General features: G+C 66.2%; 23 protein-coding genes. 17 read left to right on the forward strand and 6 right to left on the reverse strand.

Going from position 1 to position 21,650, the window contains the following annotated elements:
• Positions 1-71: 71 nt before the first annotated feature.
• Complete coding sequence (locus K7W42_RS12495; protein ID WP_224575034.1) at positions 72-1,841, reverse strand: bifunctional metallophosphatase/5'-nucleotidase; 1,770 nt, start codon at positions 1,839-1,841, stop codon at positions 72-74.
• Positions 1,842-1,937: 96 nt separating this feature from the next.
• Between K7W42_RS12495 and murF the strand changes: the two genes are divergently transcribed.
• The 15 genes from murF to K7W42_RS12570 all read left to right on the forward strand — a co-directional run bounded on the left by murF (position 1,938) and on the right by K7W42_RS12570 (position 15,991).
• The gene (gene murF / locus K7W42_RS12500; RefSeq protein ID WP_224575035.1) at positions 1,938-3,212 is read left to right on the forward strand and encodes a UDP-N-acetylmuramoyl-tripeptide--D-alanyl-D-alanine ligase; all 1,275 of its coding nucleotides are present in this window, start codon (positions 1,938-1,940) and stop codon (positions 3,210-3,212) included.
• 286 nt (positions 3,213-3,498) lie between these two features.
• On the forward strand, positions 3,499-4,224 hold the full coding sequence (locus K7W42_RS12505; protein WP_224575036.1) for a hypothetical protein: 726 nt from the start codon (positions 3,499-3,501) through the stop codon (positions 4,222-4,224).
• Between the two features lie 322 nt (positions 4,225-4,546).
• Positions 4,547-5,725, forward strand: coding sequence for a type IV pilus assembly protein PilM (gene pilM, locus K7W42_RS12510; protein WP_157457512.1), 1,179 nt, complete (start codon positions 4,547-4,549; stop codon positions 5,723-5,725).
• Positions 5,718-6,422 carry a fimbrial assembly protein gene (locus K7W42_RS12515; RefSeq protein ID WP_224575037.1) on the forward strand — a complete coding sequence of 235 codons (705 nt, stop codon included), beginning with the start codon at positions 5,718-5,720 and terminating at the stop codon, positions 6,420-6,422. Before pilM ends, K7W42_RS12515 begins: the two co-directional genes overlap by 8 nt.
• Positions 6,412-7,056 (forward strand): type IV pilus inner membrane component PilO, encoded by a 645-nt coding sequence (locus tag K7W42_RS12520; RefSeq protein WP_224575038.1) that lies wholly within the window; start codon positions 6,412-6,414, stop codon positions 7,054-7,056. Before K7W42_RS12515 ends, K7W42_RS12520 begins: the two co-directional genes overlap by 11 nt.
• The gene (locus K7W42_RS12525; protein WP_224575040.1) at positions 7,053-8,273 is read left to right on the forward strand and encodes a hypothetical protein; all 1,221 of its coding nucleotides are present in this window, start codon (positions 7,053-7,055) and stop codon (positions 8,271-8,273) included. Before K7W42_RS12520 ends, K7W42_RS12525 begins: the two co-directional genes overlap by 4 nt.
• 3 nt (positions 8,274-8,276) lie before the next feature.
• Positions 8,277-10,301 (forward strand): secretin N-terminal domain-containing protein, encoded by a 2,025-nt coding sequence (locus K7W42_RS12530; protein WP_224575042.1) that lies wholly within the window; start codon positions 8,277-8,279, stop codon positions 10,299-10,301.
• Positions 10,302-10,394: 93 nt separating this feature from the next.
• Positions 10,395-11,543, forward strand: coding sequence for a chorismate synthase (gene aroC, locus K7W42_RS12535; RefSeq protein ID WP_224575044.1), 1,149 nt, complete (start codon positions 10,395-10,397; stop codon positions 11,541-11,543).
• Between the two features lie 196 nt (positions 11,544-11,739).
• Positions 11,740-12,330: a shikimate kinase gene (locus K7W42_RS12540; protein ID WP_157457508.1), complete on the forward strand. Its 591-nt coding sequence runs from the start codon at positions 11,740-11,742 to the stop codon at positions 12,328-12,330.
• Entirely contained in the window at positions 12,284-13,384 is a 1,101-nt protein-coding gene (aroB, locus tag K7W42_RS12545) for a 3-dehydroquinate synthase (RefSeq protein WP_224575046.1), read from the forward strand. The genes K7W42_RS12540 and aroB overlap by 47 nt, the downstream gene beginning before the upstream one ends.
• Before the next feature lie 55 nt (positions 13,385-13,439).
• Entirely contained in the window at positions 13,440-13,871 is a 432-nt protein-coding gene (gene aroQ / locus K7W42_RS12550; RefSeq protein ID WP_224575048.1) for a type II 3-dehydroquinate dehydratase, read from the forward strand.
• On the forward strand, positions 13,868-14,278 hold the full coding sequence (locus K7W42_RS12555) for a hypothetical protein (protein WP_224575050.1): 411 nt from the start codon (positions 13,868-13,870) through the stop codon (positions 14,276-14,278). Before aroQ ends, K7W42_RS12555 begins: the two co-directional genes overlap by 4 nt.
• 230 nt (positions 14,279-14,508) lie before the next feature.
• Entirely contained in the window at positions 14,509-14,934 is a 426-nt protein-coding gene (gene rplM, locus K7W42_RS12560; RefSeq protein WP_224575052.1) for a 50S ribosomal protein L13, read from the forward strand.
• On the forward strand, positions 14,934-15,335 hold the full coding sequence (rpsI, locus tag K7W42_RS12565; protein ID WP_157457503.1) for a 30S ribosomal protein S9: 402 nt from the start codon (positions 14,934-14,936) through the stop codon (positions 15,333-15,335). The genes rplM and rpsI overlap by 1 nt, the downstream gene beginning before the upstream one ends.
• A gap of 68 nt (positions 15,336-15,403) precedes the next feature.
• On the forward strand, positions 15,404-15,991 hold the full coding sequence (locus K7W42_RS12570; RefSeq protein WP_224575054.1) for an antibiotic biosynthesis monooxygenase: 588 nt from the start codon (positions 15,404-15,406) through the stop codon (positions 15,989-15,991).
• Positions 15,992-16,052: 61 nt separating this feature from the next.
• Here K7W42_RS12570 and K7W42_RS12575 read toward each other — a convergent pair whose 3' ends face one another.
• The 3 genes from K7W42_RS12575 to K7W42_RS12585 are packed head-to-tail and all read right to left on the reverse strand — an operon-like array spanning position 16,053 to position 18,026.
• Complete coding sequence (locus tag K7W42_RS12575; protein ID WP_224575056.1) at positions 16,053-16,520, reverse strand: NfeD family protein; 468 nt, start codon at positions 16,518-16,520, stop codon at positions 16,053-16,055.
• A 5-nt stretch (positions 16,521-16,525) separates the two neighbouring features.
• A complete protein-coding gene (locus tag K7W42_RS12580; RefSeq protein WP_157457501.1) occupies positions 16,526-17,446 on the reverse strand; it encodes an SPFH domain-containing protein in 921 nt (306 codons plus the stop codon).
• 16 nt (positions 17,447-17,462) lie between these two features.
• Positions 17,463-18,026 (reverse strand): histidine phosphatase family protein, encoded by a 564-nt coding sequence (locus tag K7W42_RS12585; protein ID WP_224575057.1) that lies wholly within the window; start codon positions 18,024-18,026, stop codon positions 17,463-17,465.
• Positions 18,027-18,116: 90 nt separating this feature from the next.
• On the opposite strand from K7W42_RS12585, the gene K7W42_RS12590 reads away from it, so the two are divergent.
• On the forward strand, positions 18,117-19,574 hold the full coding sequence (locus K7W42_RS12590; RefSeq protein WP_224575058.1) for an ATP-binding cassette domain-containing protein: 1,458 nt from the start codon (positions 18,117-18,119) through the stop codon (positions 19,572-19,574).
• A 5-nt stretch (positions 19,575-19,579) separates the two neighbouring features.
• Positions 19,580-20,137 (forward strand): PsbP-related protein, encoded by a 558-nt coding sequence (locus K7W42_RS12595; protein ID WP_224575059.1) that lies wholly within the window; start codon positions 19,580-19,582, stop codon positions 20,135-20,137.
• A 173-nt stretch (positions 20,138-20,310) separates the two neighbouring features.
• Here the strand turns inward: K7W42_RS12595 and K7W42_RS12600 are convergent, their stop codons facing one another.
• Together K7W42_RS12600 and K7W42_RS12605 are read right to left on the reverse strand one after the other, a co-directional pair.
• Positions 20,311-21,132: an HAD-IIB family hydrolase gene (locus K7W42_RS12600; protein WP_224575060.1), complete on the reverse strand. Its 822-nt coding sequence runs from the start codon at positions 21,130-21,132 to the stop codon at positions 20,311-20,313.
• Positions 21,129-21,650, reverse strand: a 522-nt coding sequence (locus K7W42_RS12605; protein WP_224575061.1) for an HAD hydrolase family protein, incomplete at its 5' end; no start/stop codon positions are given. The genes K7W42_RS12600 and K7W42_RS12605, both read right to left, overlap by 4 nt.

Genomic DNA, 21,650 nt, shown 5'->3' on the forward strand with positions numbered 1-21,650 from the left:
CAGAGCGGCCAGAGCAAAAGGCCGATGGCCGGGGCATGAAAGCCCCGGCCACCTTTTGTGTTCTTGCCGGATTAGGGCAGAACGACGATGCGGCCCTTGACGGTGTTCGTCAGGCTGGGGCCTTTGAGCTTCAGGTAGTTGCTCAGCACGTCGGTGTCGGCCACGCCGGGCAACTGCACGACATTGGTCGCGCTCTTGAACGCCGCGAAGTTGTCGCCACCTGCCGCCAGGAAGTTATTCGTGGCAATGCGGTAGGTGCCGGTGGCGCTGATGGCGGTGCCGTTGAGTTTGATGCTGGCAATGTCGATCTTGCTGCCGGCCGCAGCGCTCTGGCTGTAGCTGTAGGTAAAGCCTTCAGACACTTGCAGCAGCTTTACATTAGGCGCCACGTTGCCACCCGAGAACTGCTGCTCCAGCAGCTCGTCAAGCTGAGCGCCGGTGAGGGTCAGGACAGTAGTGGTATTACCGAACGGGTTGACAGCGAACACGTCCCCGAAGTTGACCGCATTGCCCGGCTTGACCTGAAGGGCGTCGGGCAGGTCGGCACGGATACCGCCAGGATTCATGATGCCGATCACGGCGCCCTGACCTTTACCGGTTTCCAGCAGCGCGTCAGCAATCACGTCGCCCAGGGCTGACTCGGTGTTACGGGCGTTGGCAATGCCGCGCTGAATCTGGGGCGAGCCAAGGCGCGCAATCTCGACGCTGCTGATCGCAGCCACTTTGCTCTTGGCCGTGGTCACAATCTGCGTCTGTGCGAAGTCAAGCTCGTTGGCGGCCTTACGGGCGTCGTAGTTCACGACGAGGTTCTGGGCCTTGACGGTCATCACCTTGTGATTGGCTTTGTCCAAGGTCAGGTCCAGGCGCTGCAGGAGGTGCCCGTACTGCTCGCCCTGAATGACGATGCGGTCTTTGCCTGCGGGGTCAGGCACCAGGCAGTTGTAGCCCTGGTGGCTGTGCCCACTGATGATCGCCGTCACAGCTGGGTCAACGCGCTTGGCAATGTCCACAATCGCACTGCCAGTGTTCAGGACTTTACAGCCGACCGTCGCGTAGGTGACGTCCTTGTTGATTTCGGCACCCTTGTCATCCTTGCGAACAATCTCGCCGCCTTCGTGAATCAGCATGATGATGGCGTCCACGTTCTGGCTCTTCAGCTCGGGGATGACAGCGTTTACAGCGTCGGCTTCGTCGCTGAATGTCAGCGTGCTCACGCCTTCGGGGCTCACAATAGTCGGCGTGGTCTTGGTGACAGCCCCCACGAACGCAATCTTGGCACCGCCCACGTTCTGCACCACGTAAGGGGCGAAGGGGCGGCCCGTCTTGCCGGATGACGCATTGTACTGCACGTTGGCGCCAATCCACTTGAAGCTCGCGCCTTTGTAGTTGGGGTCAAACTTACAGGCCTTGCCCTTATCATTGCTGTCACAGCCACCGTTTTGCATCCGCAGCAGTTCGGTCAGGCCCTGGTCGAACTCATGGTTGCCCAGCGCGCTCACCGACATGCCCAGGGCGCTGAGGGCGTACACCGCCGGCTCGTCGCGCAGCAGACCCGAGGTAATGGGGCTGGCGCCAATCAGGTCGCCGCCGCCCACAAACACTGTGTTGGGGTTGGCTTTGCGCGCCGCCGTCAGTTCAGCGCCGATGGCTTCCGTGCCGCCCGCGCTAATAGGCTTCTCTGCTCCAACTGGTGTAAAACCGGTCGGTTCCAGGTTGCCGTGAAAATCGTTCAGGCCCAGCACCGTCACATTCACCGGGTCGGGCGTCAGGGTGGTCGGGGTCGTCGTACAGGCGCTCAGGCCCAGGGCCACAGTCAACAGCAGCAGAGGCGTTTTTCTCATAAGAGGCTTTCATTGTACTCAGTTCTAAAAAGGCGGGATGAGTGTCAGGGCTGGTCTGCCAGGTTCCCCTAATGGGGGCTTTGCTAGCCTCGGGCCATGCTTGACCCCCATCAATTGCCGTTTAGCGCCGCTGTCCACCCGCAGGCCCGACCCGCACAGCACTTGACCTGGGACTCGCGCGAGGCCGGGCCAGACACCGCGTTCGTGGCCCTGCCCGGCGAGCGGATGCACGGCAACACGTTCATAGATCAGGCGCAGGCGGCAGGTGCACCGTTCATCCTGACCGACCTGGACGTGCCGGGGGCCGTGCGGGTGCCTGACGCCCAGGCGGCCCTGTTCGCCTGGGCACGCGCCGAGCGGGCGCACGCGCCGCTGGTCGTGGGCATCACCGGCAGCGCTGGTAAAACCACTGCCAAGAGTTACGCGGCGGCGGCCCTGGAGGCCCTGTTCATGCCGGTGTATAACACCATGCCCGCCATCGCCTGCTTTCTGATTGAGCACAGCCGCGCCGGGCGCCCGCTGGTGGTCGAGATGGGCATTGACCGCCCCGGCGAGATGGCCGAATTGATGGCCCTCGTGCGGCCTGACGTGGGCGTGGTGACGACCATCGGCCCAGCGCACCTGGAACAGTTGGGCAGCGTGGAGAACATCGCGCGCGAGAAGGGTGAGATTCTGGCCGGCACGCGCGGCCTGGTTGGAGCGCAGGCGGCGGCCTCTTATCCCGGCGCGCAGAGCTACGGCTTTGGCGACGTCACCTTTAGGGGAGAGAACCTCAGGATCACGCCGGAGGGCGCGCGCTTTACCTTTGCCGGGGTGCCAGTCTTTCTGCCTCATGGGGCGCCGGTGCAGGCCGAGGCCGCCGTGCTGGCGCTGGTGCTGGCCCGTGAATCGGGCGTGGCGCTGCCCGACGCAGCAGCCCGGCTGCGGGGCGTGCAGGTGCCCGGCGGGCGCTACCGGGTGCATCCGGGGCGCTTTACCGTGATTGACGATGCTTACAACGCCTCGCCCGTGGCGGTCCAGGCGGCCCTGGACGCTTTGCAGGCCCTGCCGGGGCGGCGAATCAGCGTGCTGGGCCGCATGCTGGAACTAGGCCCGACCGAGCGCGAACTGCACGCCGAAGTCGGCCAGGCGGCGCGGCAGAAGGCAGACGTGACCTACGGCGTAGGGGCGTTCGCCGCCGAGCTGGGCGAACGGGCCTTTGCCACAGTGCCCGAGCTGCTCGCCGCCCTCCTGGCGGACCTTCGGGACGGCGACACCGTGCTGGTTAAGGCCAGCCGCGGCATTTCCTGGACGCCAGAGCGCCGCGCTCAGGAAGGAGTGGGGTTGGACGTGGTGGTGCAGGCTTTGCTGCAAGCACGAGGCGACGCCTGACAGCGGCGGCCAGTTCTACCTTAGCTCTAAGGACGCCGCTCGATTCTACTTTCGCCACTGCCTCTTGTAGAGACTTACTTCGTTCGCCTCAGCATGGTTGAGGCCCATAGCCTTTAACGAATCTGAGTTGTTCTGTGAGATGCACTTCCAAAGAGAGGGCGTTGCGGGTGTCCTCACACCATCTCAAACCCCTGCGCCGCCCACGCACTGTGCTGATACCAATGGGCTCATCAGCGCCCGTCCCGACATTCATGCCCCTCAGCGGTCCGGGACAGACAATGCAGCCATGCGTGCTCTGCTGCCGTCCCTCCTTGCCCCACTGCTGCTCGCCGCCTGCGCGCCAACCCAGACGGCTTCACCGACTGGAGCGGCGCCGCCGTTCCGGGCGGCTTTCAGCGATCTGGGGGTGGCGTGGACGAGTGGGGGCCGGGCGTGCGTGGCGCGGGCGCCGTCCTTTTCGCCTGTCTGCCCGACCATACCCAGGGCCACCGATGTCGCCTGGCAGGGCGAGGACGCCTGGGCCGCTCTGCCGGGGGTAGGGGTCACCGTCACCCTGGACCGCGCCGCCCGCACGGTCAACGTGGGGCAGGTAGTGGCCCTGAGCAGCACCCGCGCCTACCGCGAAGATGGCAGCGCGGTGACCTACGGCGGTCAGCCGGCGCCCGGCGTCCTTGGCGCCCCCGAGGCCGCCCTGACCAGCCCCCAGGGCGAGGACTTTGTGTTACTGGCTGGCCGGGTGGTGCGGGTGGCGACCCAGACGGGCAGCGGGAGCGCCGCGTTTTTGACCCTGACGCCCGACAGTGTGGTCGGCGCGGCGCAGCCCCAGGTGCAGACACCCAGCGGCACCTACCACCTGACAGGCCAGCGCCTGGAACGACTGGATGCCACGGGGCGGGTGCTGGCCAGTGTGCCGCACGGCGAGGGGCGCATCGGCGTGGTGGGCGCTCAGCTGGTGACCGTGACGCCCAGCGGTCAGATCCGAGTGTTCGGCCCTGATCTTCGACTGCGCTAAACCCGCTTTATTGGCAGATCAGCAGATGTCAGGAGGGCCATTACACGCACCCAGGTCGCCCTGCGCAGCCTCAGGCTGACCAGCCTCCCCGCGCTGTCCACGACCCTCTTGCTCAAATCTGCCCAGGCTCTCATTTTGCCCACCAGGGCGGTGTTATTGGGTTTCGTACAGATGTAAGTGTTCGGTAAGCGGAATGATGGTCATATGGCCCAAGCCCATGACCCTCACGTCCTTTTTTCTGTCGCCTGCTTGCCGGCTCCCCCAGCCCCCTTCCCTCAGTCAGATGAGGGAATGCTAAAATCCGCGTGACCCTGGAGGGAGAATGTCGAGTTTCCTGAACCGCTTATTGAATCCACGGCCGAACGCGCTTGGAGTCGAAATCGGCACCAGCGCCATCAAGGTTGTGGCGCTGCGTCCCGGCTCTCCGCCTTCCCTCCAGCACGCCATCATGGTGCCGACCCCTATCGGCAGCATGCGCGACGGGCTGGTTGTCGAACCGCAAGCAGTGGCCACCGAGTTGAAAAACTTGCTGGCCCAGCACCGCATCACCACCCGGCACGCCGTCACGGCGGTGCCCAATCAGGTGGCCGTGACCCGCAACATCATGGTTCCCAAGATGGAGCGCAAGGACCTGCAAGAAGCCATCAAATGGGAGGCCGAGCGCTATATCCCCTACCCCATTGATGACGTGAGCCTGGACTTTGACCTGCTCGATGACCCCGCCAACGTCCCCGACGACGGCCAGATGGAAGTCGTCATCGCGGCGGCCCCCACCGAGGCCGTGGCCCGGCAGGTCGAGGTGCTGCGCCTGGCGGGTCTGGAACCTGTGGTGGTGGACCTCAAGAGCTTTGCCTCGCTGCGCGCCCTGCGCGGCAACCTGCTGGGCGAACACCTGACCAAAAGCACCCTGACCGGCACCAATTACACCGAGGCCGGCGAGGTCGCGCTGGTCATGGAAATCGGCGCCAGCAGCAGCGTCATCAACCTCGTGCGCGGTGAGCGTGTCCTGATGGCCCGCAACATCAATGTGTCGGCGGATGACTTCACGACTGCGCTGCAAAAGGCCTTCGACCTGGATTTCACGGCCGCCGAGGACGTGAAGCTGGGCTACGCCACGGCGACCACCCCCACCGAGGACGAGGAAGACCTGCTGAACTTCGACATGGCCCGCGAGCAGTACAGCCCGGCGCGCGTGTTCGAGGTGATTCGTCCGGTGCTGGGCGACCTGATTACCGAGATTCGCCGCAGCCTGGAGTTCTACCGCGTGCAGAGCGGCGACGTGGTCATTGACCGGACGTTCCTGGCTGGCGGCGGCGCCAAGCTGCGCGGCCTGGCCGCCGCCATCAGCGACGCGCTGGGCTTCCGGGTCGAGGTTGCTAGCCCCTGGCTGACGGTGCAGACTGACCAGGCCAACGTGGACACCGGCTACCTTCAGGCCAACGCGCCCGAATTTACCGTGCCGCTGGGGCTGGCCCTGCGGGGGGTGAACAGCCGTGGTTGAAGTCAACCTGCTGCCGCAGCAGTACCGCAAGCAGGCCGAGCCGAACGCCTGGATTCCGGGCGCCATCGGTTTGGCCGCCGTCACAGCTCTGGCCCTGATTGCCGGCGAGGTCGTGACGGGCACCCGCGCGGGTGACCTGCGCAAGCAACTGGACGCCCTGAACGGCGAAGCCGCCGCGCTGGCTCCGGCCAACGCCGAGTACGCCCAGCTGAATCAGCAGAAAACCACGCTGGAGCAGGTTACGGCCGTCTCGGAGCAGCTGCGGGCAGGCAAAACCTACTGGACCAACGACCTGGCCGCCTTTACCGCGCAGCTGCCCACTGGCGGCGGTGTGGCGCTGCAGAGCATGGCAGTCAAGGCCGTGGACGCCAACGCCCTCACGGCCCTGCAACAAACCGGCGTTTACACCGGCAAAAATGTAACCCGCGAGATTGACCTGACGGGCACCGCCAGCAGCCAGCAGGCCGTCGTGAACTTCCTGCGGACCTTCGAGAACAACCCCAACTTCGGCGTGAACTTCCGCAGCCTGCAAAGCGAAGGCGAAACCAGCAACTACACCTTTAACGCCTCGGTGGGCATCGTGCAGGCGGTGACTGCCCCCCCGGCGACAGACCCAGCGGCGCCTGCTCAGGACGGCACGGCACCGGCCCCCGCTGCGCCGGCCGGCAGCGCCGAAGGAGCAGGCAGTGTCAACTAAACTGGCCCCGCGCAACATCTTCTTGATCGTGCTGGCGGTTTGCCTGCTGGTCGGTGCGCTGTGGTATGTCATGCGCTTTCAGGCCCGCCAGACCGAGATCAGCGGCCTGCAGAGCGAACTGGACAGCGTCAATGCCCGCGTGCTGACCCTGCGCACCAACGCCGCGCGCCTGCCGGCCCTGCGCGAAGAGGTGGCCAACCTGACCACCGAGCAGCAGATCTTCCTGTCTGCCTTGCCCCAGACGGCCAATTACAACGCCGTACTGGACGAGGTGCGCCTGAACGCCAGCGCCGCCGGGGCCAAGATGAGCGGCTTTACGGTGGCCAACGGTAACGTCACGGGGTTGCCGGCTGGCGTGCGCCCCATCAGCCTGAACCTGAATGTCAGCGGGCAGTTTGGTCAGCTGTTCCGTTTCCTGCGCTCACTTGAAACCATGAGCCGCTTCAGCACCGTCACCAGCGTGAACCTGCAACTGCCGCAGGCCACCAGTTTCAACCCGACCCTGGAAAGCACCATGGGCCTGACGGTCTACACCTTTGACCCCACGCAGGCGGGCACAGGCACCGAAGGCAGCGGCGGCACCCCCGAAGCCCCAGCCGCACCCAGCACCGCGCCCGCAGGAGGCACACAGTGACGCGCGCGCCCATCAAACTCACCCGTGAAATGAAGGTGCTGCTGGGGCTGCTGCTGCTGGTGGCGGCCATCGGGCTGTGGTACATCCTGACCAGCAACCGTCAGACCGACGACACGCTGACCACCCAGCCGCCGGTCACCGATCCGGGGACCACAGTCCCCGTGACGCCCGGCACAGACCCCACCAATCCCAGCGGCCCCACCACCAGCGGCGTGGGCGGCAACGGTCAGGTGGAGGTCGAGGTGATTCCGCCCTTCCCCACGGGCGGCGAGACCCTCCTCGGCGAGACGGGCACAGACGACCTGTCTCCCGCACCGGCTGGCATCAACCCTGACACAGCGCTGTCGGCCCTGCCGGGCAACAACCCGTTCCGCCCGCTGGCGCTCGCCCCGACTGAGGGGGGAACAGGGACGGCCACCACCACGCCTCTGCCCACGGATACGGGCGTGACGGCGACCACACCTGACCCGGCGCCTGTACAGCCCATCACCAACACGGGCGGCGTGCTGGGTGTCAGCCCTGTTCCAGGAAGTGCAGGCGACACGGGCAGCAGTGATACAGGTGCTTTCCCGATTTCGCCGATTCCCGGTGGCAATGGAGAAACTTCTGTCGGCACGGGCCCAGTGGTGGTCACGCCCATCCCCACCGACGAGGTGCCAGTGGCCACTGGACCGGGCACGTCTGGCGCCAGCACCTCAGGTGGGAACAGCACTGGTTCGGCGCCTTCCACTTCAGGCGGGACAGCCACCACCCCAACGCCCACCCCGCCCCCTGCTCCGCCGATCGCTGGCGTGCGGGTCCCCACTGTGACGCGCCTGCCCTCAGGGGTGGCGGCGGTGCCAGGCACCCCCGGCGCGTCGGGTGAACAGACCACGGGCAGCGCCACCACCACAGGAGCCGTCACGGCCACGCCGACCCCCAGCACGCCCCAGGTGATTACCGACCTGGCCGCCGCACCCGCTTCGGGGACCGGCACAACCCCGGCCACGACCACAACGGCCCTGGACAGCTTTGTGCAGACGCAGGAGCTGGGCTTTAACGCGGTGGTGCTGGGCCCCGTCAACACCGCCATCTTCCGCAGTAAGGACGGCTTTGTGGTCGTGTCAGTGGGCCAGAATCTACCCGATACGCAGGTGACCGTCAGAGAAGTCACGGCCACAAGCGCCACCCTCAGCCTGGGCAACAACACGACCACACTCGAACTGGATAAAAGGTGAGCCATGACTAAACGCTTCGCATCCCTCCTGCTGACTGCCGCACTGGGCATGGCCGCCGCACAGACCACCACGCCGGCCGTTCCCGCCTCGGCTGACCCTGCCCTGTCGGGCGCCAACGTGACCATCGAGATTGGCCGCTACGGCGGGCCACTGTCCAGCTTGCTGGGCGCCCTGGCCAAGTCGGCCGGCTACGGCCTGATTCTGGACACCAATGTGGACGCCCTGGCCGCCGCCAGCGGTACGACCGACCCGGCCACGTCCGCTGCGGGCACGCCGGCTTCGACAGGAACGGCCCCGGCAGGAACAGCCACGACTGGCACAGCGACCACCACAGCCCGGCCCATCGTGTACTCCTTCCAGAACAAGCCCTTTAACGAGGTCTGGCCCCTGCTGATGGACGTGTACGGCCTGAGCTACGACGTGCTGCAACTCGGCGGCCAGCCCGTGCTACGCGTCAGCAACACGCCGATTCAGCGCACGGTGACCCTGCGCAATGCCGACGCCACCCAGGCCACGCAACAGGTCAAGCTGTTTTTTGGCACACCCACCTACAGCGAGACCCCGCAGCGCGACGCCCAGGGCAATACGGTGGGCGTGACCCGCAGCCTGGTGGACGTGAAACTGGATTCGGTCACGCTGCGCATCGTGCCGGATATTCGCAGCAACGCCGTGATTGTGCGCGGCACCAACCGTGAGGTGGCGGAAGTCACGCGCCTGCTGGCGCAGCTCGACAGCACGACAGCGACGACCACCGGCGCAACCCCTTCAGCTGAAACGCAGACCGTGCAGCGTGTCTATGCCGTGCGCGGCGCCCAGGCCGATATTACGGGCCTGCTGGCTGCGCAGTACCCAGGGCTGAAAGTCACGCCGGTGGGCCAGACTGGGCAGCTGGTGATTACGGGGCCGCAAAACCAGCTGGACGCCGCCCTGACGCTCCTGGGACAAGTCGACCGGGCCGCGCCCGCCGTCACGAGCGCCCAAATCACCCAGCGCGTCTTTACCCTGATTAACGCGAGCGCCGAGGAAGTCAAAGCGACACTGGAGGGCACGCTGGCGCGCGAGGTCACGTCAGGGGCAGGGAGCACCACACCCTCTGCCACCACAACCTCCAGTGGCACCAGCACCAGCATTTCGGTCACTTCAGCCCCAGCAGCTGGCGCAACGACCAGCACCCCCACAGCCACGCCGCAGACCAACACCGCGACCATCATTGCTGACAAACGTACCAACACCTTAATTGTGCGCGGCACAACTGAACAGGTCACCCAGATCGCCGAGCTGATTCCACAACTAGACCAGCAAGTCCCGCAAATCAACGTGCAAGTGCGTATTCAGGAAATTACTGAGCGCGCCGCCCGTAGCCTGGGTGTCAATCTGCGGGCGGGTTTTGGCGGCTTCACGGTGTCCAGCAGTGGCGGCGCTGGTCTGGCCGCGTCCTTCGACCCAACCCAGAGCCTGATTGGCTTTAACCTGGGCGCTACACTGAATACCCTGCAAACCCAGGGCCTGAGCAAGAGTGTGTATGACGGCAGCATTACCATGCAAAGCGGTCAGCGCTCGTTGGGAAGCTCGACCGAAACTCAGAACGCGTCGAGCACCGCCGCCGCCAATATCAAGAGCGGTGGGCGCCTAGAAGTGAATATTCCCGCTCAGGGGAATGGTGAAAGCATTCAAAAGCAGATTGACTACGGCGTCAATCTGGACTTCTACAGCCCCCAGGTAGCGCCCGACGGCACTATTACGCTGCGCGTGCGGGGTCAGGTCAATGCGTTGCAAACGGCCATCAATGCCACCACCCTGCCAAATCTGCTGCAGTTCACCAACAGCGAAGCCCAGACCACGCTGACCTTCAAGAGTGGCGAAACTCTACTTCTGAGTGGCTTGCTGTCGAACCGGGAATCCACCACGAACGGCGGCATCCCTTTCCTGTCCAGTCTGCCTGTGGTCGGAGCGCTCTTCGGCAACCAGACAACCTCGCGCGAACAGACGCAGCTTCTAGTGGTTATTACTGGCAACGTCGTCCGTTAAATCCCGTTGTTATCTGCGCCCCTGGCCTTAGCTGGGGGCGTTTGTTTGTGCAGGTTGGACGCCTTAAGTGCGGCGCACGCTACAGTCGGCCTCATGAGGTACCTGACCGCCGGAGAATCGCACGGGCCGCAACTGACGGCCATTCTGGAAGGGCTGCCGGCCCAGCTGCCGCTGGGCAAAGGGGACATCAACCCCTGGCTGAAAAAACGGCAGGGCGGCTACGGGCGCGGGCGGCGGATGGTCATCGAAACCGACGAGACTGAGATTCTGAGCGGTGTGCGGGCCGGACGAACCACCGGCGCGCCCATTACCCTGGCGATCACCAACAAGGACCACCGCAACTGGACCGACATCATGTCACCCGAACCCGGCGGCGAGCCGCGCAAGAAGGCCCTGACCGATGCCCGACCCGGCCACGCCGACCTCACGGGCGGTATCAAGTACCGGCACAAAGACCTGCGGGACGTCCTGGAACGGGCCAGCGCGCGTGAGACAGCGGCGCGCGTGGCGGTGGGCAGCGTGGCCCTGAAACTGCTGGCTGAACTGGGCGTGGAGGGGGCCAACTATGTCTCCAGCCTGGCGGGTATTGAGACTGGAACGCCCTTTGCCTGGGACGCCCTGGAGGCTATTGAGGACAGCGACCTGCGCACCCCTGACGAGGACGCTGCGGCCCGAATGCGGGAACGCATTGACCAGGCCAAGAAGGACGGCGACACCCTGGGCGGCATTCTGGAAGTGCGGTTCCGGGGGCTGCCGGTGGGCCTAGGCAGCTATGTCCACGCCGACCGCAAGCTGGACGGCCGCATTGCCGCCGCCTGCCTGAGCGTGCAGGCCATGAAAGGAATAGAGATCGGCCGGGCCTTCGACAACGCCCAGAAGCCGGGCAGCGGCGTGCATGATCCTATTCATTACCGGGACGGCACCTATGCCCGCGACACCAACGGCGCTGGAGGCCTGGAAGCGGGCATGACCAACGGCGAGGAACTGATTGTGCGCGTGGCCATGAAGCCTATCGCCACCCTGATGAAGCCGCTGCCCACCGTCAACGTGGTCACGCACGAAGCGTCCGACGCCGCCCGTGAACGCAGCGACACCACTGCCGTGCCCGCCGCCGGGGTCATCCTGCAGTGCGTGATTGGCTGGGTACTGGCCGAGGCCATGCTGGAGAAGTTTGGCGGCGACACCCTGCCTGAGCTGCAAGAGCGGGTCAGCGCCGCGCGCGCTTACGCCCAGGCGTACTGAGCCGGTGCTGAGCGACCCGGCGGGAGGCGCCCCGCACGACTTCCGCAGAGCGTTGGACGCGGCCCTGCGCGCTGAACTTCAGGAAGAAGAGAACCGGGCGCAGGGCACGGCAGCGCCGTTCGTGCCCCTCCAGACCGGCGGGCGTTATGACAGAGGCTTCAATCGAAGTTCAGAGGACTGCCGTACACTGTCCTCCATGTTCAGTTCCGGCCTCATCGAGCGCCCGGTGTCGTGGGTGGCGCTGGCGGGGTTCATGGGCACAGGCAAAAGTCGCATCGGCTGGGAACTGTCGCGCGCCCTGGCCCTGCATTTCGTGGACACGGACAAGCTGATTACCCGCGTGGTCGGCAAAAGCATTCCCGAAGTCTTTGCCCAGGAAGGCGAAGGCTACTTCCGCGCCTGCGAACACGAGGTCGTTCAGCGCGTAACCCGCCTGGAACACGCGGTCATCAGCCTGGGGGGCGGCACTTTCATCAACGAGGACAACCGGGGTACCCTCCTTGAACGCGGCCCTGTGGTGGTGCTGTGGGCCAGCCCTGAAACGGTCTATCAGCGCACCAAGCACAGCGACCGCCCGCTGCTGCGCGTCGAGGATCCCTTAGGTCAAATCCGCACCCTGATGGACGAGCGCGAACCCGTCTACCGCCAGGGCACCATTCATGTCCACAGCGACGGCCGCCCCAGCGAGGAAATCGTGGAAGAAATCATTGAGCGCCTGTGGGCCTGGGCCGATGTGCAGCATGCCTGGGCCAGCGGCGCCGACCTGGGGGAACGTGCGGCAGATTGAGGTCGGAGGCGGCGCGCCCTACAGGGTCACAGTGGGGGCAGGTCTCCTCGGCCAGCTGCGTGTGCCCCACCGCCATGTGGCCCTGATTCATCCCGAAGACCTGCCGCCCGCGTTTGTGGCGCAGGTGCAGGCCAGTGTGCAGCCCGTGGTCACCATTCCCGTGCCTGCCCGCGACGACTGCAAGACGCTGTCGGTGCTGGCGGGGGTACTCTCGGCGCTGGCCGCCGCCAACATCCCCCGCGACGGCGCCGTGGTGGGGCTGGGCGGCGGCGCGGCCACCGACCTGGCTGGCTTTGTGGCCGCCAGCTACCTGCGCGGCGTGGCGTTCTACACGGTACCCACGACCCTCCTGGGCATGGTAGACGCCGCAGTAGGTGGCAAAACCGGCGTGAATCTCCCTGAGGGCAAGAATCTGGTGGGGGCTTTCTGGCCACCTCAGGCGGTGTGGTGCGATACCGACACGCTGGCGACCCTGCCCAGCGCGGTGTTCCGCGAAGGCGCCGCCGAAGCTTACAAGCACGGCCTGATTGCCGACCCCTCCCTACTGGGCCGCGTGACCAGCCCGGACTTTCACGCCGGCGGCCCCACTCTGGAAGGCACCGTGGCCGACGCTATCGCCGTTAAGGCCGGGGTCGTCACGCGCGACCTAACCGAGAAGGGTGAGCGGGCCTTCCTCAACTTTGGGCACACGCTGGCCCACGCGCTAGAAGCCGTGACCGATCACGCCATCTCCCACGGCGAGGCGGTGGGGTACGGGATGCACTACGCGGCGCGGCTGTCACGCGCGCTGGGCGGCGCTGACCTGACGGGCCACACCCTGACCTTCCTACGCTGGCAGCGGCCTGCTCCCCTGCCCCCCCTGACCTATGACGACGCAGCCCCTTACATGGCGCGCGACAAGAAGGCAGATGCCGATGGTGTGCGCTTTGTCCTGCTGCGAGACCTGGCCCAGCCGTATCTGGGGCGGGTGCCTGAACCTGTGCTGCGCGCCGAGTTTGAAGGGTGGCAGGCAGAGGTACGTGGGCTACAGGCGGCCGGGCGCGCAGAGAGCTAACCAACCCCTCCTCTTCTCCTGCGTGCCGGCCCCCACTCACTGCTACCTTCTTTTCATGCTGCTCGTTCTGAACGGCCCCAACCTCAACCGCCTCGGCCTGCGTGAACCGGGGGTGTATGGCACTCACACCCTGGAAGACCTGGAACGGCAGTGTGAGGCCTGGGGCGCCGAATTGGGCGAGTCGGTGACCTGCCGTCAGAGCAACTACGAGGGCCAGCTGGTCGAGTGGGTGCAGGACGCCCAGGAGCACGGCTTTACAGGCATTGTCATCAACCCCGGCGCCCTGACGCATTACTCCTACGCCCTGCGCGATGCGATTGCCGGGCAAAGTGTGCCGGTGGTCGAGGTTCATATCAGCAACGTGGACGCGCGCGAGGAATTCCGGCATAAAAGTGTGACTGCCGCCGTGTGCCGGGGCAAAATCAGCGGCCTGGGCTTCCTGGGTTACCGGCTGGGCATGGAAGCGCTGGTGGAGGACAGAGCGTGAGATTGCCCGCTCTTGATCGTGACAGCTTTGAACTGGTGTCGGCAGAGCAGCAGCATCAGGCCTCACCCGCAACATTCTGGCTGCCACCCGAGGCAGAACGGCAGAACTTGCAGCGGGGTCAGGCGGCCAAGTTGCTGTTCGATATTCTTGTTCAAACTGAGACTGGCGCCCACGAGATCGGTACAGAACGCATGTGGGTCATCGTGGCCGGACGCACCAGCACGGGCTACATCGGAATTCTGGACTCTCAGCCGGCCTCGACTCCGCCAGATCACTACCTCGTCTTTGGTGCCGAAGTCCCTTTTCAGGCAGAGCATATCTGTGATATCGGCGCACCACCTAAGGAATACGCCGAGTGGCAACTTTCCCAGGCCCCAGAACGGCTCTGGCCCCGCCAAGAGGACTGAATACAGACTCCAACTTCATTCAGTGTCTTGCTGCATGAAATTCCAGCAGAGCGCGGCGGATACAGCGGCTCTTGCCCACACTCCCCCATTTCTGATACCTTGGCCTTTAGTGTCTTGCGCTTGGTAGAGCGCGGGGCGACCGGGAGGCACCCGGACACGCACGCACAGGTTTCTCCCCCGAAACCGCGGGGCGTGTCGCAGCCAAATCCCCCTTTGTACGGAGTTTGACGGTGAAAACCTACATCCCCAAAAATGACGAGCAGAACTGGGTCGTCGTGGACGCAGCCAACGTGCCCCTGGGCCGCCTTGCGACCCTGATCGCCAGCCGCATCCGTGGCAAGCACCGCCCCGACTTCACCCCCAACATGATTCAGGGTGACTTCGTGGTGGTCCTGAACGCCTCCCAGGTCGCGCTGACGGGCAACAAGCTGGACGGCAAGGTCTATACTCGCTACACCGGCTACCAGGGTGGCCTGAAGACCGAAACCGCCCGCCAGGCGCTGGCCAAGCACCCCGAGCGCGTCATTGAACACGCCGTGTTTGGCATGCTGCCCAAGGGCCGTCAGGGCCGCGCCATGCACAGCCGCCTGAAGGTCTACGCTGGCCAGACGCACCCCCACGCGGCTCAGAAGCCCCAGACGCTCGAGGTCAAATAATGCCGATTCAGCAACCCGAACAGTTCTACGGCACCGGCCGCCGCAAGAGCGCCGTGGCCCGCGTGTTCCTCCGCCCTGGCGAAGGCAAGATCATCGTGAACGGCAAGGAATTTCAGACCTACTTCCGTGGTCTGCTGCGCGCCGTCCACGCCCTGCAAGCCTTCCGTGAAACCGGCACCGCCGGCCGTTACGACGCCGTGATTACAGTGGCGGGCGGCGGCCCCACCGGCCAGGCCGACGCCATCAAGCTGGGCATCTCCCGCGCCCTGCTCAAGGTGAACCCCGACTTCCGCGCGCAGCTCAAGCCCAAGGGTCTGCTGACCCGCGACCCCCGCGAAGTCGAGCGCAAGAAGTACGGCCTCAAGAAGGCCCGCCGCGCGCCCCAGTTCAGCAAGCGCTAACCTTTCCCGCTTCAGCCCCCCTTCTTCGCGGAAGGGGGGCTGTCCGTTTCACTGGAGGTGAACTGCTCTTGACCCAAGCCCCCATGACTGTTCCGTCGCCCAGTTCGGCGGCCCCAGAGGGCGTCACGCTGGTCATCACTGAGCGCGTGCGCCCCTCACGGGTGGACGCCTACGAACTCTGGGCGCGGCGGGTTCATGCGCTGCTGGCCGAACACAACGGCTTTCTGGGCCTGCATGTCCTGCGTGACCCGTCCGGTCCGGTGCCCGAGTACATCACCCTGCTGCGGTTTGCCTCGCAGGAGGCACTGGACGCCTGGCGCACCAACCCGGCCTACGCGGCGGCGCTGCGAGAACTGCCTGACCTGACGGCGTCCGATGTGGATTACCGCGAGGCCCGCGGGCTGGAAGCGTGGTTTGATCGGCCCGCCAGAACCCCCGCGCCGCCCCTGTGGAAAAACGTGCTGGTGGGATTTGTGGGCGTGTACCCCTTGATTCTGCTGTTCACGTACCTCTGCGGCTTTTTCACGCGCGGCTGGCCCTGGTGGGCGGCCATCCTGCCGTCGGCCTTTCTGGCGACCCTGTTTCTGAACTGGCCGGTGCTGCCCCTGCTGTCGCGGGCGCTGCGCGTCTGGCTGTACCCCCGACAACGACCGTAAAACGTGGAGCGTGGTCAAGTTCAAGACCACGCTCCACGTTCTACAACCTACGCTCCGCCCCTCACGTCCAGGTGCCGCTCACTTCACGGACATGCAGGGTAGCGCCGTCCGCAGCCACCACGACCACCCGCGCGCCTTGCGGCGTATCCGGGCCGGTGGCCCGCCACTCGCCGTCACCCACACGGACGCGTCCAGTTCCGTTCTGAATGGCGCGGGTCACGGTCACGGTCTGCCCCACCAGCCGGTGCGACCCCTGGTTGATGCGCCCCGCCTCGGGCGAATCGGGCAGCACACGCGAGAGGTAGCGGCGGCCCAGCACCACTGCTACCACGCTCAGTACGGCGAACAGCAGCAGCTGCACCGCCACAGGCAGCGGCAACAGAAAGACCAGCAGGCCCAGCGCAAAGGCCGCCAGTGCCAGCCACACGAAGAAGATGCCAGGCGCCGCGACCTCCAGCACCAGCAGCAGGGCGCCCAGCACCCACCAGTGCCACGACTGCAGGCGCTCCCAACTTGGCAGCCAGTCCACGCCGCTTACCCCTTACGCCCGCCAAAGGCCTCGCGCGCCACCTCGGCAATCCCTTGCAGGCTGCCCAGCACGCTCGTGGCCTCCACCGGCAGAATCAGGGTTTTCTGATTGGGCGCGGTGGCCACGTCCCGCAGGGCGTCCACGTAGCGCTGCGCCACGAAGTAATTGATGGCCTGCACGTTGCCCGCCGAGATGGCATCACTGACCAGGCGGGTGGCCTCGGCTTCGGCCTGGGCGGCGCGTTCACGGGCCTCGGCTTCCAGAAAGGCGGCCTGACGGCGGCCCTCGGCCGACAGAATCTCGGCTTGCTTCTCGCCCTCGGCCTTCAGAATGGCGGCCTGACGGAAACCCTCGGCGTCCAGAATGTTGGCGCGCTTCTCGCGCTCAGCCTTCATCTGGCGGGCCATGCTGGCGACCAGGTCGGCGGGCGGCTTGATGTCCTTGACCTCAATGCGGGTGGCCTTGACCCCCCACGGCTCGGTGGCTTCATCCACGACCGTCAGTAGGCGCGCGTTGATCTGGTCGCGGTTGCTCAGCAGCTCGTCCAGGTCCATGCTGCCCATCACTGTGCGGATGTTGGTCATGGTCAGATTCAGAATCGCCAGTTCGAGGTTGCTGACCTCGTAGCTGGCCTTGGCGGCGTCCAGCACCTGATAGAACACCACGCCGTCCACGGTGACCAGCGCGTTGTCCTTGGTAATCACTTCCTGGCTGGGCACGTCCAGCACCTGCTCCATCATGTTGACCCGGCGCCCAATCCGGTCAATGTACGGGATGATGAGGTTCAGGCCCGGCTTGAGGGTGCGCTGAAACTTGCCGAACCGCTCCTGGGTCCACTGCGAGCCCTGCGGCACGCTCTTGACCCCGGCGAACAGCGTGACCAGCACCAGCAGCAACAACACACTGACAAAAATCGTAAATCCCATTCCTGGCCTCCTGTGGCTACAGGCGCTTACGCAGGTTGGGCGGGCCGGGTTCCCAGGTCAGGGTGAGGTGGCCCAGCAGCGGCAGGGAACGCCACAGCTCATAGGGAGCCTGCCCGGTCAAGTGGGCGACCAACAGGCTGATGACCGTGCCGTGCGCCACCACCGCCACGGTGTCCTGAGGATTGACCTGCATGACGGCGCTCACCGCGTTGCCGAAGCGTATTCGGGCGTCCCAGGCACTTTCCTCGCCGCTGACCACCTGCTCCGGCTGGTCAAAGAAGCGGCGCAGGTCCGCCTGAAAGTCAGCCGGGTCAGGGCGCCAGGGCGCGGTATAACGCAGCTGTTCGTGCAGACCCAGCATAGGGCGCAGGGGCACGCCCAGCACCGCCGCCAGACCCTGCGCGGTGGCCTGGGCCTTGGGCTCCATGCTGCACACGACAAGTTCGGGGCGCGGGCTCAGGGCCGCCGCGAGGGCAGGTAGGGCCACCAGCGCGTCGTCGGCTAGGCGCCAGTCGTGGGCCGGGATCTCTGGGTCCAGGTGCGGCTTGCCGTGTTTGATGAAGTGCAGGGTGCGGGGCATCCCCAGCAGGAGAGCATGCCACGGGGTCGCCGCGCCTCAGCCAGATAACAGCATCTGGCCACCCAACGGCGCCCGCTAGACTCCGGGGCAATGGCGCCGCTTCCCCCTCTCGTTTCGCTTCAGGCAGTCACCGTGCTTCAAGGTGGGCAGCCGGTCTTGCAGAACATCCATCTGGAGGTCAGATCTGGCGAGGCACTGCGGCTGTGGGGCCCCAACGGCGGCGGCAAGACCACGCTGCTGCGCCTGCTGGCCGGGCAGGTGGCCCCGGTGGCCGGCACCCGCACCTACGCCCTGGGCGGGCAGCTTCAGCGCTCGGCGGTGCAGGCGCGGCGCACCCTACGAATCGTGGGACCAGACGCCGAGGCCTTTTACCTGACCCGCGAGTGGGTGCAGACCGTGCGGGACGTGCTGCTGGCCGCCTTTGAGGGCGAGGCGCTGAACCTCTGGGCGGCGGCCCCAGAGGCGCTGACCCGCCTGGAGACCGTCGCGGCCCAGATGGGTACCGCTGCGCTGCTGGACCGCGATTTCCGTACCCTCAGCCACGGTCAGCGGCGGCGGGTGCTGCTGGCCGCCGCCCTGATGCCCTCGCCAGCGCTGTTGCTGCTGGACGAATTCACCGATGGCCTGAGCGAAGGGGCCCGCGCCGAACTGGGGCAGGTGCTGACCCGGCTCCAGGCATCGGGCGTGGCCCTCGTGCTGGCCACCCACCGCCCCGAGGAAGCCCCGCCCCTTCCCTGGCGCACGGTGCGGGTCGAAGGGGGCCAGGCGAGGGAGGAGGTGCCCAACCCAGCGCCAACCTCCGCCCACCTGTCTCTGCCATACTCCACGCCCCGCAGCCCACACCCACTTGTTCGCCTGACCAACGCCACGGTCTACCGCAACAGCCACCGCGCCCTCGGCCCGCTGAGCTGGACCTGGCAGGCGGGGCAGCACTGGCTGGTCACAGGCGAAAACGGCAGCGGCAAAAGCACCCTGGCCCGCCTGATTGCCGGCGAGTTGCACCCGGCCCTGGGCGGCCACATTGAGCGGCCCTTTCTTCCGGGCGACCTCCTGAGCCAGCGCCGCGCGCACATCGGCCTGGTCAGCGCCGAAGTGGGCATCCGCCAGCGGCGCGACTGGACCGGGCGCGAGGTGCTGGGCAGCGCCTGGAGCGGCACCGAGGGCTTTGCCCCTGACCTGACCCCGGCGCAGACGGCCGAACTGGCCCACCTGGCCCGCACCCTGGGCATCAACGACCTGCTGGACCGCCCTGCCGAAGGACTGTCGCAGGGGCAGCTGCGCCGGTTGCTGCTGGCCCGCGCGGTGCTTCACCGCCCCCGGCTGCTGCTGCTGGACGAGGGCCTGGATTTTCTGGACGCCGGGGCCAGGGCGGCGTTCTGCGCCCTGCTGCCAGACCTGGTGCGGGGCGGCACGCACCTGCTGGTGGTGGCCCACCGCGCCGGGGACGCCCTGAGTGGCCTGACCCACCGCCTTCACCTGGACGCGGGACAGGCCGCCTGGGCCGGGCCGCTGGGGTCAGATTCGGCTCACCTTCAGGCTCTACCCTGACGCTCATGAACCGCGTGCTTCTCAGCCTCGCCCTGCTGGCCACCCCCCTGTTCCCGGCCCTGGCCCAGACCGCCCCCACCACGGCGGCGCCCGCCCCCACCGAGCCCCGCACCATTGAGGCCATTACCGCCACCAGCGCCAAGGGGTACAGCATCCGCGTGCCCAGCGGCTGGACGCCCCTGAAAAATGCCCCAAACGTGGACGTGGCGTTTATCAACAAGACGGTTGGCGCCCTGCGGCCCACCGTGACGGTGGTCGTGCAGGACATTCCTGCCGACCTGAAGGCCACGCTGGCCGACATCCGCGACCTCAACGAGCGCAAGATGCCCGAGGTCGTCACCAAGCTGAAGTTCCTGGGCGAGAAGAACGTCAAGGTCAGCGGCGTGCCCGGCATCCTGTGGTCGTACAGCGGCGACGGAGAGGGCGGCGCCGTGCGCTGGACGCAGGTGTTCACCCTGAAAAACAACCGCCTGTTTACCGCCACCCTGATGCTGCCCAGCGGCACCCCCGCCGACCTGGCCGAGCAGGGCCGCGCCATTTTGACCAGCATGACGCTGAAGTAACTAGAGCCTTAGGAGTGGGCAGGAGGCAGTGGACCACTCATACGGACTCCGATTGAATCGTTTTTGCAAACGATTTAATCCGAGCGGAGCGAGAACGAGCAAAACGGGTTCCGGGCGTGGAGTTTGCAAATCGGAACAGAACCGATTTGCAAACGAAACAGACGGAATCCGTATCACTCCTCCTGCTCACTCTCCTGTTCCAGCCTCTCGGCCCAGGCGTGAAGAAAGGCGCCCAGGTCCTCCTGCCTGGGTACCTGCGCGCGGGCGTGCCGGGCCAGCAGGGGCAGGGTGCCGACCTGCACCCCATAACCAGCAATTTCCAGCATGGCCTCATCGTTGTCGCTGTCCCCAAAGGCCACCGTGCGGTCATGAGGGATGCCCAGGGCGTCGGCCATCAGGGTGAGGGCGGCCCCCTTATGAGCTCCTTCGGGCGTCACGGTCAGAAAGTGCGGGTAGGGGGCCTGCGCCCCTGTCAGGACCAGATGCGGGTGAGAGGCGCGCAGGCGTGAGGCCAGGTCGGCCACGCTGGGGTGGTAAAAACCCACCTTCAGGATGCCGGTGCGCGGCGCCTCGGCCAGCGGCCTGAACTGCCGGGCCACCATCCAGGCCTCGGGCTGGGTGCCGGACGGCAGGTCCACATACAGGGCGTGTTCCGTGAACAGCACCATGCGGGCGCCGTGCAGTTCGTGCGCCAGCACAGCTTCCAGGTCCGTCTCGGTGAACTGCGCCTCCTGGTGGAGGTGCTCGCCCACCAGCAGCCGCCCGCCGTTGTTGGTCGCCACAGCGTCGGGCTGCATGGCGTTCTGCACCTGTGCGGGTGGCAGGTCGCGCCCAGTGATAATCGCCAGCTTGACCCCCAGCGCCCGCAGCCGGGCCAGCGCCGTCACGGTGGCGGCGGGAATCTCACGCCCGGCGTCCGGAATCAGGGTGCCGTCCAGGTCAAAGGCCAGCAGCAGCGGCAGCGTGGTGGGCGCGTCGGCAGGCAGGTCCGTCACGCGCGGCAGCTTAGAGCATTTGGCTGGGGCGGCGCACCTGTTCGTCGGCAGAACCGCAGCAGCTGCACCAGGGCGGCCGGGTCAGGGACGGTCTGGTGGGCAGCAGACAGCGCCGGATGCGCCCCCACCCGCACGAACAGCCCGGCCTGAGGATGCATGGCGGCGTCGGCCGGACCGTCGCCCGCCGCCAGGATGCGCGCCTGTGACACCCCCAGGCGCCTCCTGAGTGCCTGAAGGGCGCTGCCCTTGTCGGCGCCCGGCGTCACCAGAACCAGACGGTCAGCCCGCTCGCGGAGAACCTGAGCCTGAGGGAGGGCCGCCCAGACCTCTTCCAGCGCATCCAGACGCGCCGTGTCGGGCTGCCCATGAATCAGTTTCAGGAGGCCCTGGGCCAGCGGCCAAGCAGTTTCAAAGTCGGGGTCGCTGGTGCGTAAAGAGGCCTGCCGGGTCACCAGCACCGTCTTTCCTCTATCCGGGCGCCGCTCGGCCGGGTGCAGGGCCTCTAGCTGTACTTCGGG

The sequence above is a fragment of the Deinococcus betulae genome, from assembly GCF_020166395.1.
In the GTDB taxonomy this organism is placed as follows: Bacteria; Deinococcota; Deinococci; order Deinococcales; family Deinococcaceae; genus Deinococcus; species Deinococcus betulae.

What these genes read in the sequence shown, in the direction of transcription:
- K7W42_RS12495 (WP_224575034.1), bottom strand. Translation starts at nt 1,841, where the DNA reads ATGAGAAAAACGCCTCTGCTGCTGTTGACTGTGGCCCTGGGCCTGAGC.
- murF (WP_224575035.1), top strand. Translation starts at nt 1,938, where the DNA reads ATGCTTGACCCCCATCAATTGCCGTTTAGCGCCGCTGTCCACCCGCAG.
- K7W42_RS12505 (WP_224575036.1), top strand. Translation starts at nt 3,499, where the DNA reads ATGCGTGCTCTGCTGCCGTCCCTCCTTGCCCCACTGCTGCTCGCCGCC.
- pilM (WP_157457512.1), top strand. Translation starts at nt 4,547, where the DNA reads ATGTCGAGTTTCCTGAACCGCTTATTGAATCCACGGCCGAACGCGCTT.
- K7W42_RS12530 (WP_224575042.1), top strand. Translation starts at nt 8,277, where the DNA reads ATGACTAAACGCTTCGCATCCCTCCTGCTGACTGCCGCACTGGGCATG.
- aroC (WP_224575044.1), top strand. Translation starts at nt 10,395, where the DNA reads ATGAGGTACCTGACCGCCGGAGAATCGCACGGGCCGCAACTGACGGCC.
- K7W42_RS12540 (WP_157457508.1), top strand. Translation starts at nt 11,740, where the DNA reads ATGTTCAGTTCCGGCCTCATCGAGCGCCCGGTGTCGTGGGTGGCGCTG.
- aroB (WP_224575046.1), top strand. Translation starts at nt 12,284, where the DNA reads ATGCCTGGGCCAGCGGCGCCGACCTGGGGGAACGTGCGGCAGATTGAG.
- aroQ (WP_224575048.1), top strand. Translation starts at nt 13,440, where the DNA reads ATGCTGCTCGTTCTGAACGGCCCCAACCTCAACCGCCTCGGCCTGCGT.
- rpsI (WP_157457503.1), top strand. Translation starts at nt 14,934, where the DNA reads ATGCCGATTCAGCAACCCGAACAGTTCTACGGCACCGGCCGCCGCAAG.
- K7W42_RS12580 (WP_157457501.1), bottom strand. Translation starts at nt 17,446, where the DNA reads ATGGGATTTACGATTTTTGTCAGTGTGTTGTTGCTGCTGGTGCTGGTC.
- K7W42_RS12585 (WP_224575057.1), bottom strand. Translation starts at nt 18,026, where the DNA reads ATGCCCCGCACCCTGCACTTCATCAAACACGGCAAGCCGCACCTGGAC.
- K7W42_RS12590 (WP_224575058.1), top strand. Translation starts at nt 18,117, where the DNA reads ATGGCGCCGCTTCCCCCTCTCGTTTCGCTTCAGGCAGTCACCGTGCTT.
- K7W42_RS12595 (WP_224575059.1), top strand. Translation starts at nt 19,580, where the DNA reads ATGAACCGCGTGCTTCTCAGCCTCGCCCTGCTGGCCACCCCCCTGTTC.